At 62.9% G+C, this 17577-nt stretch carries 12 protein-coding genes and 2 pseudogenes; 8 read left to right on the top strand and 6 right to left on the bottom strand.

Going from position 1 to position 17577, the window contains the following annotated elements; all coding sequences use genetic code 11:
• Window positions 1-399 precede the first annotated feature (399 nt).
• The gene (locus tag BST28156_RS05255) at window positions 400-1545 is read right to left on the bottom strand and encodes a helix-turn-helix transcriptional regulator (RefSeq protein WP_012218408.1); all 1146 of its coding nucleotides are present in this window, start codon (window positions 1543-1545) and stop codon (window positions 400-402) included.
• 170 nt (window positions 1546-1715) lie between these two features.
• On the opposite strand from BST28156_RS05255, the gene BST28156_RS05250 reads away from it, so the two are divergent.
• Window positions 1716-2003: a hypothetical protein gene (locus BST28156_RS05250; RefSeq protein WP_038442373.1), complete on the top strand. Its 288-nt coding sequence runs from the start codon at window positions 1716-1718 to the stop codon at window positions 2001-2003.
• A gap of 34 nt (window positions 2004-2037) precedes the next feature.
• Here the strand turns inward: BST28156_RS05250 and BST28156_RS05245 are convergent, their stop codons facing one another.
• Window positions 2038-3603: a methyl-accepting chemotaxis protein gene (locus tag BST28156_RS05245; protein WP_012218407.1), complete on the bottom strand. Its 1566-nt coding sequence runs from the start codon at window positions 3601-3603 to the stop codon at window positions 2038-2040.
• A gap of 184 nt (window positions 3604-3787) precedes the next feature.
• Window positions 3788-4300: pseudogene (locus BST28156_RS05240) on the bottom strand (MFS transporter); the annotation flags it as partial.
• On the opposite strand from BST28156_RS05240, the gene BST28156_RS05235 reads away from it, so the two are divergent.
• The 7 genes and pseudogenes from BST28156_RS05235 to BST28156_RS05205 all read left to right on the top strand — a co-directional run bounded on the left by BST28156_RS05235 (window position 4298) and on the right by BST28156_RS05205 (window position 14747).
• The gene (locus tag BST28156_RS05235; RefSeq protein WP_230943037.1) at window positions 4298-4588 is read left to right on the top strand and encodes an IclR family transcriptional regulator domain-containing protein; all 291 of its coding nucleotides are present in this window, start codon (window positions 4298-4300) and stop codon (window positions 4586-4588) included. The pseudogene BST28156_RS05240 and the gene BST28156_RS05235 overlap by 3 nt on opposite strands.
• 460 nt (window positions 4589-5048) lie before the next feature.
• Window positions 5049-8048, top strand: a pseudogene (locus BST28156_RS05230) (type VI secretion system Vgr family protein).
• Between the two features lies 1 nt (window position 8049).
• The gene (locus BST28156_RS05225) at window positions 8050-8919 is read left to right on the top strand and encodes an ankyrin repeat domain-containing protein (protein WP_038442371.1); all 870 of its coding nucleotides are present in this window, start codon (window positions 8050-8052) and stop codon (window positions 8917-8919) included.
• A 43-nt stretch (window positions 8920-8962) separates the two neighbouring features.
• Window positions 8963-9406 (top strand): hypothetical protein, encoded by a 444-nt coding sequence (locus BST28156_RS05220; protein ID WP_006416022.1) that lies wholly within the window; start codon window positions 8963-8965, stop codon window positions 9404-9406.
• 55 nt (window positions 9407-9461) lie between these two features.
• Entirely contained in the window at window positions 9462-9920 is a 459-nt protein-coding gene (locus BST28156_RS05215; protein ID WP_012218404.1) for a DUF1795 domain-containing protein, read from the top strand.
• A gap of 21 nt (window positions 9921-9941) precedes the next feature.
• On the top strand, window positions 9942-14174 hold the full coding sequence (locus BST28156_RS05210) for an RHS repeat-associated core domain-containing protein (protein ID WP_012218403.1): 4233 nt from the start codon (window positions 9942-9944) through the stop codon (window positions 14172-14174).
• Window positions 14175-14180: 6 nt separating this feature from the next.
• Window positions 14181-14747 carry an imm11 family protein gene (locus BST28156_RS05205; RefSeq protein ID WP_038442369.1) on the top strand — a complete coding sequence of 189 codons (567 nt, stop codon included), beginning with the start codon at window positions 14181-14183 and terminating at the stop codon, window positions 14745-14747.
• Between the two features lie 264 nt (window positions 14748-15011).
• Here BST28156_RS05205 and BST28156_RS05200 read toward each other — a convergent pair whose 3' ends face one another.
• From BST28156_RS05200 to BST28156_RS05190, 3 genes are all read right to left on the bottom strand, one after another.
• Window positions 15012-15314: a hypothetical protein gene (locus tag BST28156_RS05200; RefSeq protein ID WP_123876437.1), complete on the bottom strand. Its 303-nt coding sequence runs from the start codon at window positions 15312-15314 to the stop codon at window positions 15012-15014.
• A gap of 309 nt (window positions 15315-15623) precedes the next feature.
• A complete protein-coding gene (locus BST28156_RS05195; RefSeq protein WP_012218401.1) occupies window positions 15624-16520 on the bottom strand; it encodes an oxidoreductase in 897 nt (298 codons plus the stop codon).
• 101 nt (window positions 16521-16621) lie between these two features.
• The gene (locus BST28156_RS05190; protein WP_012464833.1) at window positions 16622-17509 is read right to left on the bottom strand and encodes a LysR substrate-binding domain-containing protein; all 888 of its coding nucleotides are present in this window, start codon (window positions 17507-17509) and stop codon (window positions 16622-16624) included.
• Window positions 17510-17577 lie beyond the last annotated feature (68 nt).

Raw genomic sequence — 17577 nt, 5'->3', positions numbered from 1 at the left:
ACGCGATGCCGTTTGGATGGCCGCTGGTCAAAAAGACACAGTCGATGCGTGCGCAATGATCGGCGGAATCGAACGGCGCGTGCGCATCGGGACGTCGAATCGTGGGCGCAGATGCTTTGGATCGAGATGCCGCAGCGGCCCGATGCGCGATGCCGAGCAGTTGAAGCCGTTACGCGCAGTCGCACGGTCGATCCGCAACGCCACTGATTCTCGAAGCGACACTGCTTCTCATTTTCGGTTTGCGTGGCGAGACGGGACGCGGAACACGATCATCGCGATGCTCTCAAGAGCGCGCTCTGTACGTTGAACGCAATGGGGCGCGTCATCCGCATCTGCATCGAACCGGCCAGCCGTACGATCGCAACGCGCCGGCTCGATGCGGCCGCTCGCGGTCCCGGCTCAACGCATGACAGGAAGCGCGGCACGCACGACCAGCGACACGAGCTCGGCCTGCCGATGCGTACCGGTTTTCGCGAGGATCTGTTTCAGATAGCCGCGCGCGGTGCCGATACCGATGCCGAGTCGAGCGGCCGCTTCACCGAGATCCAGGCCGCCGGAGAGCAGCGCGGCGAGTGCCGCCTCGCGCGGCGTGAGATCGAACGTCGTCGCGATGCAGTCCGGATCGATGTCCGCCGGCCGGTCCGGCTCGGTCACGAAGACGATTGCGCGCGCCGCCGTGTCGATGCCGTCGGGCAGGTCGGAGGCACCGACCGGCACGACGCGGATCGTGAGCGGCGGACGCGGCGGACGGCGCGATACGTGGCAGCGCATCGACGCAGGCGGCTGCACGGTCGCGTCTGCGACGCGCCGGCTCCCGGCGTTCAGCGCCACCGCCGCGGCAATCGTACGCCGCAATCGCGCCGCGTCGGCCGGTTGCACCGCCGACACGGCGTTGCGATCGAGCAGCAGTCCGTTGCCGCCGCGCGCAAGCGCTTCGGCAGCTGGATTCGCGAACAGCGGGCGCATCGCCGCATCGACGAGGATCACGCCGAACGCGAGACGCGAGATCGCGTCGTACGCGCCCTGCGCACGCAGGTTGGCCTCCGCGATGCGGCGTTGCACCTGCAGCGCGGTCGCGACATGCGGGACGAGCCATTGTGCGACGCGCACGTCGTCGTCCGTGAAGTCCGCCGCGCCGCGATGGCGGCCGATCGCCAGAACCACGCGCCGGTCGGCGGCGAGCGGCGCGATCATCGCATAGAAGCCGTCGGCCGGCCGCACCGCGTCGTGGTAAAAGCGCGACCGTGCGAAATCGCGATCCGATATGCAGGCGGTCTGCCGCACCGGCGTGGCGACCGGAATCGCGCCGATCCACGGCGGCGGCTGCGCTTCGAACTCATGTTGCATGCGCGTGGCGCAAGCAGCGTCGAAGCCGGTCGCGAGCCTCGCCGAGCGCTGCGTCGCGGGCCGCGCATTCAGCAGGATCGCCATCGGCGAGGCAGCCGCATGCGCGAGCGCGCTGCCCGCGCGCGACCATCCGTCCGGCATCAGCGCAGCATCGTAAATGTGCCGGATCGTTTGATGGATCGTTTCGATGCGCGTCATGGACCCCTCGCCGGACAGCCGTTTCCCTCCCAAATGGGAGTGCCGCATATGCGCCGGCCGTTCAAAAGTATAGGTAACGGCGCGCGTTGCTTCGAGCGGAGTGGAGGCTAGGGGTTAACCCGTTCGGAGCGCGTCGACGAACCGTTGCGACTTCGCGAGGATCGGTTTCCATGCGGCGCTGGTGGATCGTCATCGGAGAGCGGGCCGACATCTGTCTGCTCGTTGCGCTTTACGCGGGCATGCTGGCCGTCGCGTTGTGTTGCGCGACGTCGGCGGACGGCGATCGCGACGGAGCGCTGTTTGCGTTCGACGTCGCGCCTGTCGTCGAGCTGAAGCTGCGCGGCGATGCCGCGACGTGCGTCGTGGAGAACGTCGTCGTCGGCGATGGCGCGATTCGCGCCGGTACGCGCTGCGCGCCGACGCTGCCGGTGCCGCGGCAGCGAGCGGGGCCGCGTTGACGACGACTGCGCACGCGATGCGCGCGCGCTCACGTCATGCAGACGCTGCCTCCCGCAGCCGAAACTGGGCGACCGCATTGCTGAGCCGCGCGCCCTGTTTCTCGAGCGACAGCGCGGCGGCAGCCGTCTCTTCGACGAGCGCGGTATTGCGCTGCATCGTCTGCTCCATCTGCGTGACGGTCGCGTTCACCTGTTCGATGCCCGACGACTGTTCGTCGAACGCGGTGCTGATGTCGCTCATGATCGCGTTCACGCGCTCGACGGCCGCGACGATCTCGGTCATCGCGGAACCAGCATGCGCGACGAGGCCGCTGCCGTGTTCGACGCGCTGCGTCGAATCGCCGATCAGCTCCCGGATCTCCTTTGCCGCCGCCGCGCAGCGCTGCGCGAGCCCGCGCACCTCGGTCGCGACGACCGCGAAGCCGCGGCCCTGTTCGCCGGCGCGCGCCGCTTCGACCGCCGCGTTGAGCGCAAGGATATTGGTCTGGAATGCGATGCTTTCGATCACGCCGACGATCCCCGCGATTTGCGCGGCACTTTGCGAGATCGCCGACATCGTATCGACGACGCGCTGCATCGCCTCGCCGCCGCGCGCCGCGATGCCGGCCGCGCCTTCGACGTAGCTGCGCGCATCGCGCGCGTTGTCGGCGTTCTGCCGCACGGTCGCCGTCAGCTGCTCCATGCTCGCGGCCGCTTGCTGCAGCGATACCGCATGCTGTTCGGTGCGCGCGGACAGATCGACGTTGCCGCTCGCGATCGTGCGCACGTCGCCGACGATCGTTTCCGTGCTCGCGCGTACCTGGCTGACGGTGTCGACGAGCCCGTCCTGCATCCGCTTCAGCGCGTTGAGCAGATAGGCCATCTCGTTGTCGCCGCCGATCGCGACCGCGCCGGTCAGATCGCCCTTCGAGATCTTGTCGAAATGATCGACCGCGAGCGCGATCGGCTCGATGATCGCCTTCGCGAGCAGACGCTGCGCGACGAAGCCGACAACCAGCGCAATCGCGGCGACCGCCGCCATCGCCCACACGATCCGGTGAAAGCGCTCGCCGGCCGCTTCGTAGCGCGCCTTCTCGCGCTCGACCTGAAACGCTTCGAGCGCGTCGATCGCCTTCTGGTATGCGGTGAACAGCTCGGGCGGCGCGGTGCGCTGCGTGTCGAGGAAATTGAACGCGTCGTCCTGATCGAGCTGCGCGAGCGCCTTCGAGAACACGCGATCGAGCAGCGTGCGGCGACTGGCCTGCAGTGCGTCGAATAGCGTCTGTTCATGCGCGTCGCGCGCATGCAGCCGCGAATACGCGAGCAGTTCGTCGTTGCTCTGCTGCAGCAGCGTGCGAAGCTGCGCGATTTCGTCCTTCGCGGGCCGGCCGGCGCTGATGATCTGCGCGACGTCGGCCATCCGCTCGCGCAGTACGAGCATGCGCTCGGAGCTGGTCTTCAGGTGCAGCAGCGACGCGGTGTCGTCGCGGTACATCGCTTCGAGCGAGTCGTTGCCGAGGTACAGGCCGCCGATGCACGCGGCGACCACGAGGACGAGCAGCAGCGTATAGCCGGCGATGGTCGCGACGAGCCCGCCGCGGATCGTGAATCGTTTTCGCATGTCGTTCCCTTGCCGGCGGCCGCACGCGGCCGACGGCGCAGAAGTGTTCCGGGTCGGAGGGACGAACGCCGCATGCAGCGCGCGGCGCCCGGGCTGCGAACGCGTTAACGGCACCGCGGCGGCCGCGCTTTTATCCGGACACGACGCGAATCATCACGATTGCGACAGGTTGTGCGTTTTTGGTTCAGCGCGGTTCGATCGCGTTGGCTGGTGCGAGACGTTCGGCGGCGCGGCGCGTCGCGGCGGGGCCGCCCAGTTCGTGCAGCGGCGTGCGGTGCGTCTCGCGTGCCGTCCATGCGGCGACGGCCGCGAGCGCGCTGATCGCGAGTGTTACGGTGCCGATCCGCAGTGGAATGTCGTGCGTGCCGGGCGGCGCGATCGCCGCGAACAGCGACGGCAGCAGCGCAGTCAGCGCCATGCCGACGTTCTGGCCGATCGACATCGCGGAGACGCGCGTGCGCGTCGGAAAGAGTTCCGGCATGAAGCTCGGGAACACCGCATTGAAGCCCTGATAGACGACGCCCCACATCAGCACCGACGTGAGAATCGCGGCCGCCGCGTTGCCGACGCTGATCGCATACAGATACGCATACGACAGCAGCCCCGCGCCCAGCGAACCGACGACGACCGGAATGCGGCGGCCGATGCGGTCGGACAATCGTCCGACGAAAGGAATCAGGATCACTGCGACGACGTGGCGCGCGTCGAGCGCAAGCCGCTGACGCCGTTTACGCGCACGTCGGTCGACGAGATCAAGGCGATCGTCGCGCAGATCCGGGAGCAGGGGTACGTGGAACTGGATCAGGAGTACGAGGTCGGCATGCGGATCCTCGGCGTGCCGCTGACGAATCGCGCCGGGCAGATGTGCGCGAGCCTCACGATCACGACGCGGGTGTCGTCGCTGTCGCTCGACGATATTCGCGAGCGCTGTCTGCGTTATCTGTATGAAGGACAGGCGCTGCTTCGGCCGATTATCGACATGTGAGGGTGGAGGGCGTGTCGGGTGATGGCGCGCTTCGCAGGGTGCGATACCGCAGTGTCGGCCCTCTATTGGGCCTTGCTGCGGCATGGAGCCCGGCGTGCGCCCCAGAACCGGCAGTCGAGCCGGCGAAGCAGGGAAGGGAGACCCCCGAATTGATAGCTGGGGGGAATGACGATGTCAGCTGGGCAGAGTAGCGGACCGGATCTTGGCCTGCTACGTGCCGATCACCGGCTTTGTACAGATCGCGCTGCTATCGGCTATTACGGGCGCAACCCTGCGATGCGCTGAGCCGTGTCCGGGCAACCAGCCCCCTCGCCCGATAAATAGATTGCGTTTTCGATGAAATGTAACTGAAAGGTAGTTTCGAGCACCTTTCGCCGTGTTGGAATTTGTCCTACAGTAGCGGGGCCTCGGATTGGCGGTCTGCCGGGGTAGAACCTGAGACGAGAAGAAAGGAACAAGAATGAGTTTCGCCCCGAATGGCGGTATTCCGAGCGGATTCGGAGGGAATTCGTTGGGCTCACTGAGTGCGCTCGTTGGCCTTGCCGGTCCAATTGCGTCCACAGTGGCCGGCCAAATCGGCCCGCTTGCTGGCGTCGCCGGCCATCTCGACACCGTGCAACGCGCGGTCCAGCTGGCGCAGACCGGTTTCTCGTTGATGAACAAGACGCCCGCTGCGATTGCGGATGCGCTCAACAATGCAACGGGCGGCGTCGCTCGTCTGACGCAACTGAACCGGTACGTGACGATCGAGTCTCCGCTCGGGCCCGACGTGTTATTGGTCGGTGCTGCGGTCATCGACGAACACGTCAATCGCCTGCCGGAAATTCATCTCGATTTGCTGTCGCATAAGCATGATCTCACGCCGGATCATCTGATCGGCCAGCCGATCAAGCTGCGGCTCGATCACAATGCGCGGCAGTCGACACTCGAACGCATCGTAATGTCCGGCGGTGCCGACAATAACCGCTATTTCGACGGGTATGTCGCGTCGTTCGATCGCGCCGGCAATCCGGGGCGCGTAACGCAGTACCACATGACCGTGGTGCCCTGGTTCTGGTTCCTGACGCGCTCGACCGATTGCCGAATTTTCCAGAACAAGACTTCGCGCTAGATCCTCGGCGAGATTTTCCAGGATCACGGGTTCACCGACTTCGAGTTCGACATCCGGACCGCCCAGAAACCCATCGAGTACATCGTGATGTACCAGGAGTCGTATTACAACTTCTGCGCACGATTGATGGAGCAGGAAGGGCTGATCTGGACGCACCGCTACGAGAAGGACAAACACATTCTCGTGATCGGTGATACCAACTTCGTGTTCCGCCCGATCGAAGGACTCACGACGGTTCCTTACGCGGACAGCGAAGCCAGTGAGTTCAACGGAATCGATCAGCTGCACGAAGGGCGGCGTTTTGGCGTCGGCAAGGTTACGTTCCAGGATTTCAATCATCAGAATCCGTCGTCGCCGCTGATGCTCGTACAAGCTGAGCCGCAGACGTTGCGACACGCGCGGCTCGACGCGACCGAGCGTTTCGAGCACCAGTCGCTGTATGACCACGGTGACGACGGAAATCGCTACGCGCGCATTGCGATGCAGGCGGAGGAAGCGCAGGCGCATCGATATACCGGTAGCGGCTATGCATGGAGGATGACCACCGCAGGCAGTGTGACGGTAGCCAACCATCCCGTGATGGCAAACAATCAGGAATACGCAATCCTGCACGTGCGGCATGAAGCGGTGAACGACTACACGCAGCATGCCGCGAAGATGCCGTACCGCAACTCGTTTGCGCTTCTGCCGCAAAACATTCCGTACCGCGCGCCGCGTAACACGCCGAAGCCGGTCATCCATGGAACTCAGTCAGCGATTGTTGTCGGCCCAAAAGGCGAGCAAATCCATACGAATGGCAGTTGCGTGAAGCTGCACTTCTTGTGGGATCGGCGCGGCCAGATGGATGGGTCTGACTCGATGTGGATTCGAGTGTCCCAGCCATGGGCGGGTGCAGGGTGGGGTGCAGCTGCGATTCCGCGGATCGGGCAGGAAGTTCTGGTCTCGTTCAATCAGGGCGATCCTGATAACCCGGTGATTGTGGGGCGCGTCTTCAACGGCGAGCAAGGCAATCCGTACCACGGTGCGGCTGGCCAGACGATGGGGATCAAGAGCCAGACGCACAAAGGACAGGGCTCGAACGAGTTGCGGTTTTCCGACGTGAACGGTGCTCAGGAAGTCTTTCTGCATGCGCAGAAGGATATGAAGACCGTGATCAAGGATTCCGAAACGCATACTGTCGAAGCCGGCGCGCGCACTGTTTCATTGCTCAAGGGCAGCGAAACCAAGCAGATTGCACAGGGCGGGCTGTCGGAAACCATCGCACTGACGCGCGACACCACCGCGAACGTGATCAACACGAAGGCGATCGCTAGCAAGGCCGGCCCCGGGATGCAGAGTCACCAGGCCAGCGACGGCATGGAGTTTCGTGTCGGCGAAAGCATCGTGACGATGACGCCGGACGGCATCAAGCTGGCGCACGGACCGTCGACGATCCTTATGAACGCGAACGGGATCTATCTCGACGCGCCCGTCATCCACCTGAATCAGGGCAGTGCACAGGCGCCTGAACAAGCGCTTGCGCTTCAGTGGGCGGAAGCACAAGCGATGATTGCCCAAGGGCTGGCGAGCCCTGATCCCGCGACTCGCGCCGCCGCGGGCAAGCTGGCGAATTCCCTGAAAGCCCAGCAAATGGCGAAACTGGCTGATCACGTTTATCACCCGAACGATCCACCGCCCACCGGCTGGAAGATGGTCACCAACGATCCGGAAGCGCTCAAGGCGTTTGGCTTGAAGCCGAGCGATTTCCTGAAAGGCGGTAGCAATTTTGGGGCACAGATGTATGTTCCCGATCCCAAGGTCTTCGGCGACAGCATGAAACCTTCGATCGCGTTCAAGGGAACGCAGCAACTCTTCGGCGAAGACATGACCAACAACATGGCGCAGGGGCTTGGTGCCGATGCACCGTACTATCGTAGTGCGGTCTCCATCGGCAAGAACATCCAGGCCGCAGGTGCGTCCTCGGGCGTCGATTTCACCGGGCATTCCCTAGGCGGTGGGCTGGCCTCGGCGGCCGCAGAAGCCAGCGGTAGCTCGGCAATGACGTTCAATGCGGCTGGCCTCAATCCGGGGACAGTGGCGCAGTACGGTGGGACCGTTCAACCGACCAACATCACGGCCTATCGGGTAGATGGCGATATCTTGACCGGGCTACAGGAAGGCCGGCTCGGGCCGATTAGCGATGGCACTGCGCAGCTCATGCCCAAAGCGGTCGGTACACCCGTCACCCTCGACGGCGAAAGCATCACCACGGTTGGGCGCCACATGATGGGCGACGTAACGAACGGGATGAACCAGCAGGTCGCGAAAGACGAGTTCGACCTGGTGTCCCAATTGAATTCATCACATTGACATGCAATACAAGAAAGCGATAACCGCTGGCGCGATTGCCGTGCTCGTGGGAGCGACCTCACCGCTTTGGTGGCCCACTCAAGCTCAAGGGACGAACATGACTGGCTTCAAACGTTACGCACCGGAAGAATTCTTCTCGGGGCAGCAGCTCGCGTTGGCTCAGGCCATTCATGACGGCGACCTTAACCGCGTGCAGCAGCTCGCGCCGAAGACCGATCTGAATGCACCGGGCGCAAAAAATACGACGCTACTGTCGTATGCTGTGCAGGAGATCGTCCCGGTAAAGAACGATGCGTCAAACACGCGCTATCAGATTATCTCGGCGCTCCTCAAGAATGGTGCTGATCCCAAGGCGCCGGTCGGAGCCAGCGGTGGGACGGTCGTCGATGTTGCGTTGCGCGCCGACACGCCGAATCTGCTGCGCGTGCTGCTGGACGGTGGCCTCGATCCCAACTGGCGGCCAAGCGGCGACACGCCAATGATTTTTGAAGTCGCCGAGAACAAGCTGCTGCCCCAGTTGAAGCTGCTGATCGAACATAAGGCGAATGTGAATGGCCGCGATTCGCTTGGAAAAACGGCGCTATTCGAGGCGACGATGATTCAGCAGTGGGATACCGTCGACTACTTGCTCGCGCATGGCGCTGACCCGAAGATCTCCAGCGAACTCGGCGTTTCTTACGGTTGGGTGCTGCAGAACGAACTGAAAAACCACACGACGCCCGATTCGCCGGCGCGTGCGCGCATCGACGCAATCCGCCGCAAGATTGTAGCGGCTGGTGCGCCGTGGCCGCCGGTCGATCCGAAAGCGCAACGCGCGGACATGCGCGCGCGTGGCGAAAAGGTCGTGACACCGGCTGGCCAAACGGAATGAGCGTGTGGGCAATCGATAATCCGACTTGCGAAGGAATCAGGCAATGACGCGTGCCTTGGAATCGCTGCCACGCGTTCGACGAGGAACCGTCCTGGGGGTATCGGTCGGGCTGTATGTCGTCTCGCTGCTGCTGCCCGCGATGTATTTCGAAAAGGAAGCCCCGCTCATCGGGATGTCCGTTCTCGCTCAGGGCTGGTGGGGGTTGCTGATGCTCAATCCTTCATGGCTCGCCAATCCGCTTTATGTGATCGCTGCGGTCCAGTTTGGCCGTGCACGATACGGACGCGCCAGCGTATTTTCCGGCGCGGCAGTCGTATGCGCACTCTGCTCACTGTTCACGACGAAGTGGTACTTCAACGAAGCCGACGCCACTCCGATCACGGGCTTCGGCATTGCTTTCTACGTCTGGCTCATCTCGCAGGTTGCGTTGTTGTTGGGCGGTTTGCGTTTGCGTCAGGACGCCGCTACCGCACCGCCCGGCAACTGAGTTTTACCAAGGCGCCTGACTCCTTTCGACTTCCCCGTTTCACGAGATTACCCGCATGACCGATTCCGAAAACCGCATCCGGATTCACGAAGGCAGCATCGTACTGCCAGACGGTTTCGAGGATCGCACAACCAATCTGCTTGTGCCTGCCGACTTGACCACGCAGCCGAACCTCAGTGTGGCCCGCGACTGGCTCAAGGATGGAGAAACGCTCGCGCCATACATCGACCGGCAGGTCACGTTGCTCAAATCCCGTTTGCAGGGCCTTCGCTTGCTCGGTCGTCAAGCCGAGCGGCTCGGCCCTGAGGCGGACGGGATGCCTGGAGAACGCATCGACACAGCCTATCGGAACGGCGCAAAGATGGTGTTTCAACGGCAAGCCGCGTTCATCGTCGCGCCCGGGCGCGTACTTATCTTCACGGCGTCGAACGCGAAAAGCTTCAACGGCACCTTCGACACATTCTGGCGCACCTGGCTCGATGGCTACCGGCCGGCTGAGCAAGCGTCGGCATGACAACAGCAAAGGACATTCATCGTGTACGAAGCCGCACGCGTCACTGATCCGATCGAGCATACCAGCGCGCTCGCGGGCTTTCTGGTCGGCGCTGTACTCGGCATCGCCCTGATCGCCGCCGTGGCGTTCGCGACATTCACGTGTGGATTCGGTGTGGCGCTGCTGGCGGGTATGGCAGCAGGCATCGGTGCACAGGGGCTGCTATCGTTAGGCGAGGCGATCGGCAAGATGTTCAGCTCCCAGTCCGGCAACATCATCACCGGCTCGACGAACGTCTATGTCAACGGCAAGCCGGCGGCCTATGCGACGCTGAGCGGCGTGGCGTGCAGCAAGCACAACCCCGTTCCGCTGGTCGCGCAGGGCTCGACAAACATCTTCATCAACAATCGGCCTGCGGCCCGCAAGGACGACAAGATCACTTGCGGCGCGACGATCGGCGGTGGTTCGCACGACACCTTCTTCCACGGCGGCACCCAGACGTATCTCCCGGTCGACGATGAAGTCCCGCCGTGGCTGCGGACTGCGACCGACTGGGCCTTTGCACTTGCCGGTTTGGTCGGGGGACTCGGTGGGCTGCTGAAGGCGGCAGGCGGTTTATCGCGCGCGGTCTTGCCGTGCGCTGCGAAGTTTATCGGTGGATACGTATTGGGCGAAGCCGTAGGTCGCTATGTTGCCGGTCCCGCGATCAACAAGGCGATCGGCGGGATGTTCGGCAACCCGGTCGACGTCACGACGGGTCGGAAGATTCTGTTGGCCGAATCAGAAATCGACTACGTCATCCCGAGCCCGATTCCGGTCGCGATCAAGCGATTCTATTCGAGCAGCCTCAACTACGTAGGCACGCTCGGCCGCGGCTGGGTGCTGCCGTGGGAACTTCGACTTCAAGCGCGAGACGGACGCCTCTGGTACACCGACGCCCAAGGGCGTGAGAGCGGATTCCCGCTATTGCGTACCGGGCAAGCGGCTTTCAGCGAGGCCGACCAGCGATACTTGACGTGCACGCCGGATGGCCGCTACATCCTGCATGACATCGGCGAGACATATTACGACTTCGGCCGATACGAGCCGGATTCCGGGCGTATTGCGTGGGTGCGCCGTATTGAGGATCAGGCCGGACAGTGGTACCAGTTCGAGCGCGACAGCCGTGGCCGCGTCACCGAGATCCAGACGTGCGGCGGCCTGCAGGCTGCGCTCGATTATGAACCGGAGCATGGCCGCCTTGGCGCGGTCACGCTCGTTCACGGTGACGAGCGCCGGGTTGCCGTTACGTACGGGTACGACGAAAACGGCCAACTCACCTCTGTGACGGATGCAAACGGCGCGATCGTGCGCCGATTCAGGTATGCCGACGGCCTGATAACGAGCCATTCCAATGCGCTGGGTTTCACGTCGAGCTACGTGTGGTCAACGATCGAAGGACAGCGGCGGGTCGTCGAGACGAACACCAGCGAGGGTGAACACTGGACTTTCGAGTACGACGTCGACGGTCGGCAAACCCGCGTTCGGCATGCTGACGGCCGTACTGCGCATTGGCGTTTCGACGCTGCGTTCCAGATCATCGAGTACACCGACCTCGACGGTGGCTTCTATCGGATCAAGTACAACGACGCGGGTATGCCGACGATGCTCATGCTGCCGGGTGAGCGCACGGTCGAGTTTGAGTACGACGACGCCGGCCGAATCGTTGCCGAGACCGACCCGCTCGGGCGCACGACGCGTACCCGCTATGACGGTAACAGCATGCGGCCCGTCGAGATCATCGGGGCCGATGGCGGCGCCTGGCGCGCCGAATACGATCCACAAGGTCGGTTGCTGTCGACTCAGGATCCACTGGGCCGTGAGAATCGCTACGAATATCCCACGGGATTGACCGCGCTGCCGACCGCGCACATCGATGCACGCGGCGGCCGCAAAATGCTGGCGTGGAACCGCCTTGGCGAGCTGGTCGGCTACACGGACTGCTCAGGCAAGACAACGCGTGCGTTCTTCGACGCGTTCGGCCTTCCGCTCGCACGCGAGAACGCGCTCGGGCAGCGCATCTCGTATGACGTGCGTCCAACCGGTGAGCCCCGTCGGATCACCTATCCCGACGGCAGCTCGGAAACGTTCGAATACGATGCCGCCGGGCTCGTAGTGAAGCACGTCGGACTCGGCGGCCGGATTCAACAATCGCTGCGCAATGCGCGCGGGCAACTTGTCGAGGCAATTGATCCGGCTGGTCGACGGACCCGCTTTCGTTACGATCCCGAGGGGCGGCTTCGCGAGCTACAGCAGGGGCACGCGCACTACGCCTTCACGTATAGCGCCGGCGGTCGACTAGCGACCGAAACACGTCCCGATGGTGTCGAGCGGCGGTTCGGGTACGGCGAAGCCGGCGAACTGGTTGCGCTGGACATCGTCGGCGCGCCGGACAGCGGTACAACCTCGAATCGGCCGATCCGCACCGTCCGCTTCGAACGTGACCGGATGGGCAACCTGAAGGTCCAGCATACGCCGACCGAAGTGACCCGCTACGAGCGTGACAAGGGAGATCGGCTGCTGAAGGTGGAGCGCACCCCGACGGCCATGGGTGTCGCGCTCGGCGTTGCGCCGGATACCGTCGAGTTCGAGTACGACAAGGCCGGCCGCCTTGTTGCCGAGCATGGTGCGAACGGAACCGTTCAGTACACGCTCGACGCGCTGGACAACGTAATGACGCTCGAATTGCCGCACGAGCAGAAGCTGCAGATGCTGCGCTATGGCTCAGGCCACGTGCATCAAATTCGTTGCGGCGATCAGATAGTCAGCGACTTCGAGCGCGACGACCTGCATCGCGAGGTGACGCGTACGCAAGGGCGGCTGATTCAGCGTTCTGCGTATGACCCGCTCGGCCGAAAGGTCTGGCAGTCCGCCGGTTTCCACCTAGAGGCGCTGGGCCGCGGGCGCGGCCATCTGTGGCGTAACTACGGGTACGACGCCGCCGGTGAACTGATCGAAACGAGTGACAACCTGCGCGGCAGCACGCAGTACGACTACGACCCGGCAGGACAGCTGACTCGCCGCGTGAACATCCTGGCCCGGCAGCTCGAGGAGTTTGCGTGGGATGCCGCCGGTAACCTGCTAGACGATGTGCAGCGCAGAAGCCGCGGATATGTCGAAGGGAACCGTCTGCGAATGTGGCAGGATCTGCGGTTCGAATATGATGCGTTCGGCAATCTGGTGGCCAAGACGCGCGGCGCGAACCGGACGCAGCGCTTCACGTACGACGGGCAGGATCGGCTGATCGCGGTGCGCACGCAGGACGCGCGTGGTGTTGTGGAATCGCGCTTCGCTTACGATCCCCTCGGTCGGCGCATCGCGAAGTCCGATACGTTTTTCGACATCCGCGGAGTGAAGCAGCGCACTGAGACGAAGCGCTTCGTATGGGAGGGGCTGCGACTCGCTCAGGAGGTGCGCGAGACCGGGGTGAGCAGTTATGTGTACAGTCCAGATGCGCCTTACTCGCCTGCAGCCCGCGTCGACAGGGTGATCGCAGAAGCGCTGGCGGCCGCAGCGATCGACACCGCGAAGCGTGCAGCGCGGATCTACCACTTCCATACTGATCTGGTTGGAGCCCCACTCGAAGTGACAGACGAGTCGGGCGAACTGGCATGGACCGGGCAATATACGGCGTGGGGCAAAGTTGAGTCGAGCAGCAAGGACATCGCTAGGATCGAGCAACCGTTGCGCTATGCCGGGCAATATGCTGACGAAGGCACCGGCCTGCACTACAACACCTTCCGCTTCTATGATCCAGACGTAGGGCGGTTCATCAATCAGGATCCGATCGGCCTGTACGGCGGCGGAAACTTATATGCCTATGGGCCAAATTCACAGCAGTGGGTCGATCCGTGGGGCTGGTGTTCGGTCAAGCTGAGCAATAACATGGAAAAGTCAGGCGTGACTCGTCCGGCCAACTCTGCCGCGCACCACATCGTCGGGGATACCGCGAAGGAAGCGGCGCCGGCGCGCGCCATCCTCTCGAAGTACGGCATTGATGTCGATTCTGAATTGAATGGCGTATTCTTGCCTAATCGGAATAATACTGACAATCTCGCCGGGATATTGCATAACGGGAAGCATCCGAATACGTATTTCCAAAAGGTAAACCAGTTGCTGCAGGATGCCGATCTGGGTGGCAAGCAAGCCGTTCTCGACCAGCTTCAGACGATAAGAGAGACGTTGCAAAATGCATCCAGAGATACTCCGTGGAAATCTGTTCTTTCTGAGTTGTGAGGGTATATGAACAATATCTATGGCTTGAGGCAGGACGACGCATTCCAAGCGTTGGTTCAGGTCGATGATGCGGGTGAAATTGGATATGACGACAGTGTCGCGATAAAGGCGACGGCGCTTTGTGGAGAGAAGTTTGACGGAAGCTTTTTGCCGCCCAAACTGTCTTGGGGAACGCCGCGCAAGAAGAAAGATTGTGATTTGCAGGCGATGCTTTCTCCGTTTCTCGTATTTAGTAAAAGAGCGTTAGATGCGTTGATGCCCTTCCTTCAAGCAAGCGGACAGATATTGCCGGTTCAAGCTCCAGTGGACGGTATGAGCGGATTCCATGTTACGCGTGTGCTGGAAGGCGCTGTAGATATGGATGCGTCCAAATTCAAAGTCTACCCTCAGGCGACAGTATTCAATAAGATTGTTCTCTTGGAAAAGCGGGTGCGGGACGTTGATATGTTCCGGTTGAAAGAGAAGCCGGCGACAGTATTTGTTTCCGAGAAATTTCGAAGAGCCGTAGAGGCGAGTAATCTCAAGGGATTTGACTTTGGGGAAGTAATCTTGCAGTCAGCCGAGAGGGGCTGATCCGATGGCGCCTGCGTGGTATCTCGTGGGTGCCAACCCGATCGCTTTCATCACGGTTTTCCTACTCGCCCGCTGGCGGAACGTGCGGCTCGAGCGGGCGCGGCACAATGATCGTGTTCCGAGCGGGGTGCGCGGAACGCGACACGCGGCTCGCAATCTCACGAGCGAACACGTCGTTACGCGCCACACGGGCAGTCCTAGCTACAAAGTCATCACGTAGGTGAGATCTAGCGTCCGCTGCCCGCGAACAACAGTGCAAGTGCGTCATTCAAATACGAAGTCCTTTTTGCGAACGTGCTCGTCACCGACATACGGGCCTTGAAAATCGACATTGTCGCCGTGCCCTAGTACTTTGCCGCATTGACCGCGTTGCCCGACCCACAATTGCGCGCCGCGAATAGCAAAATCGAGCTGGCACGCATCCGCACCTGCATATAACGCCTTGCTGTCGGCTCGCACGACGGCATCACCATTGAATTCCCGTCCGCTGTTCTGACCGTTCCATGAAACTGCATCGAACGTCAAACCGGCTGCGTCGGCGCGCTCGTTAACATGGATCGTTCTCATTTCATAGAGACCGGAATCACCGGAGCTGCCGACACATTGTGTCGCGAGCGACCGCGATCACAAGCTGATCGTCGAGTTTTGACAGCTCTGGGACGGCGCAAATAGTTCGTTCGGTCGGATGGCCGGCCCGATGGCAATTGAAGGAAGTTGCGTGTCCCGTGCTGGGAACGCAAAAGGAAACCAGTAGGGAAGCGGTTCGGAGTAGCGAGCGGTGGGCATGCACTTTCTTCATGTCGAAAAGGTCGGGAATGCCCCCGGCTCCGAATGCGCCGAGCAAGAGGGCGAACGGCACGAGCGCTGATCACGGCATCAACCCGGCCCGTCGCTCGCGGCCGCGAGGAGCGGCACAAGGACGTCGCTGATCGGAGTCGGAATGCCGTGCATCCGGCCGCGACGCGAGATGACACCGTTGCGGATATCCCATTCCAATGGCCGGCCGGCTTCCCGGTCCGTGAGGATGGAGGTGCCCATGTCGGCAGGCGCTGCACGGAACTTGTCGAGAATCGCTTGGGGCACCTCGTCGCCGAGTTCAGCGCCTTCCGCGCGAGCCACCGCCAGGCATTCGCGCAGATAAGCCAGCGCAAGCTCGGCGATGTCGGGGCGGCCGAACATGCCCGAGCGGCGGACCGCGAGCGCCATAAGACCGGCTACCGCGTTCTGCAGCAATTTGCGCCAGGCCAGAGAACTGAAGGCGGCCGTCACGTCCACGGCGCATCGCGTCCCGCGCAACGCGTCGGCTACCGTGCGGGCATCCGCCGTATCCGGCAGGCTGAGGCGCACTTCGCCTCGCAAGCGTACCGAGCCGTCCGGTTGCGCCTGCGCGGGGAACCATACGACCGCGGGAACGATCCGCCCCTGCGAACAATGCGGGGCCACCGTATCCGACTGCTCGATTCCGTTCTGCAAGACACACACCATGGTTTCCGGCCCGGTCAGCGCCGCCAGCCATTCTGCGGCCGCGGCAGTTTGCGTTGCCTTGACTGACAGGAAGACGAGATCGACCGTGCGATCGATTTCCGCGGGATCCGTTCGGACCGGGCCGGGCACGACGATGAGGCGGTCGCCATCGCGCAGCGTCAACTCATCGCGACGCGTGCGGCCACACAGCAAGGGCGTGCGGCCCGCTTCGTGCAGTGCCGCCGCGACCGTGGTGCCGATGGCGCCGGGGCCGACGACAGCGATTTCAGTACCGATTTCGGCGTTCATGAGAGGAACTCCTGTAACCGCGCATGCCGACGGAATGGTTGCGCGCGTGGAAGCGGCGTTTCGAACAGATCCGAACCCGAACCCGAACTCGATCGCACGTTTCAGCGCGCGTTCATGAGCCAATCCCGAAACGCCGCCAACGACGGCAACGATTCGTTCTCCGGCGGGTACACGAGGTAGTAACTGCGCCGGCTCGTGATCGCGTCGCCGATCGACACCAGTTCGTTGCGGCTCAGCTCGTCCTCGACGAGCACTTTCGGCACGAGCCCGATCCCCATTCCGGCGCGCACGGCCTGAATCAGGTGCGACGTCAGTTCGAAGCTCGGGCCGATCCGCATCTGGCGGTGGTCGAGCCGGTAATGCGCAAACCATTCCGCCCATGCGTGCTGATTGCTCGTCACGCCGAGCAGCGTCTGCCGAGCGGCCCACGCAGGGGCGCGCTCGCCGTTTGCGTCGGGCGGCGCGTCGGGGCTCGCGATCGCGATCAGAAACTCGTTGTATAGCCGGTGCGCATGCAGGCCCGGCCAGTCGCCGGTGCCGACCGCGATCGCCGCGTCGAGATCGTCGACGTGGAAATCGATGTTGCCGATCCGCGAATGCAGATGCACGGTCACGCCCGGATGCGCGGCATAGAAGTCGTGCAGATGCGGGAGCAGCCATTTCGAGCCGAACGTCGGCAGCGTCGCGAGCCGCAGCGTGCCGGCGCCCGCCTGATGCGACATCGCCTGCAGCGTCGCGCCGCGAATGCGGCCGAGCGCACCGCCGACCTCGGCGAAGTAGCGGCGGCCGACGTCGGTCAGCTTCACCGAGCGGCCTTCGCGCCGGAACAGCGGCACGCCGAGCTGATCCTCGAGCGTCTGGATCTGCCGGCTGATCGCGCTCTGGCTCAGCGACAGCTCGTCGGCCGCGCGCGTGTAGCTCTCATGACGCGCGGCGGCCTCGAAGACGAGCAGCAACGACATGGACGGAGTCAGACGCCGGTAATTCATGAGTTTTATGCAAGTGTCGACGGACAAGAATACGTTTGTTTGCGGCCATGACCCGAACGATACTGGAA

It is taken from the genome of Burkholderia pseudomultivorans (genome assembly GCF_902499075.1).
In the GTDB taxonomy this organism is placed as follows: domain Bacteria; phylum Pseudomonadota; class Gammaproteobacteria; order Burkholderiales; family Burkholderiaceae; genus Burkholderia; species Burkholderia pseudomultivorans.
This window is presented reverse-complemented; position numbering and strand designations above follow the sequence as displayed.

Bases quoted from the DNA above. Each gene is read 5' to 3' on its own strand.
- BST28156_RS05215 (WP_012218404.1), top strand. From the start codon at position 9,462: ATGACCGATTCCGAAAACCGCATCCGGATTCACGAAGGCAGCATCGTA.
- BST28156_RS05255 (WP_012218408.1), bottom strand. From the start codon at position 1,545: ATGACGCGCATCGAAACGATCCATCAAACGATCCGGCACATTTACGAT.
- BST28156_RS05220 (WP_006416022.1), top strand. From the start codon at position 8,963: ATGACGCGTGCCTTGGAATCGCTGCCACGCGTTCGACGAGGAACCGTC.
- BST28156_RS05190 (WP_012464833.1), bottom strand. From the start codon at position 17,509: ATGAATTACCGGCGTCTGACTCCGTCCATGTCGTTGCTGCTCGTCTTC.
- BST28156_RS05205 (WP_038442369.1), top strand. From the start codon at position 14,181: ATGAACAATATCTATGGCTTGAGGCAGGACGACGCATTCCAAGCGTTG.
- BST28156_RS05195 (WP_012218401.1), bottom strand. From the start codon at position 16,520: ATGAACGCCGAAATCGGTACTGAAATCGCTGTCGTCGGCCCCGGCGCC.
- BST28156_RS05225 (WP_038442371.1), top strand. From the start codon at position 8,050: ATGCAATACAAGAAAGCGATAACCGCTGGCGCGATTGCCGTGCTCGTG.
- BST28156_RS05250 (WP_038442373.1), top strand. From the start codon at position 1,716: ATGCGGCGCTGGTGGATCGTCATCGGAGAGCGGGCCGACATCTGTCTG.
- BST28156_RS05245 (WP_012218407.1), bottom strand. From the start codon at position 3,603: ATGCGAAAACGATTCACGATCCGCGGCGGGCTCGTCGCGACCATCGCC.
- BST28156_RS05200 (WP_123876437.1), bottom strand. From the start codon at position 15,314: ATGAGAACGATCCATGTTAACGAGCGCGCCGACGCAGCCGGTTTGACG.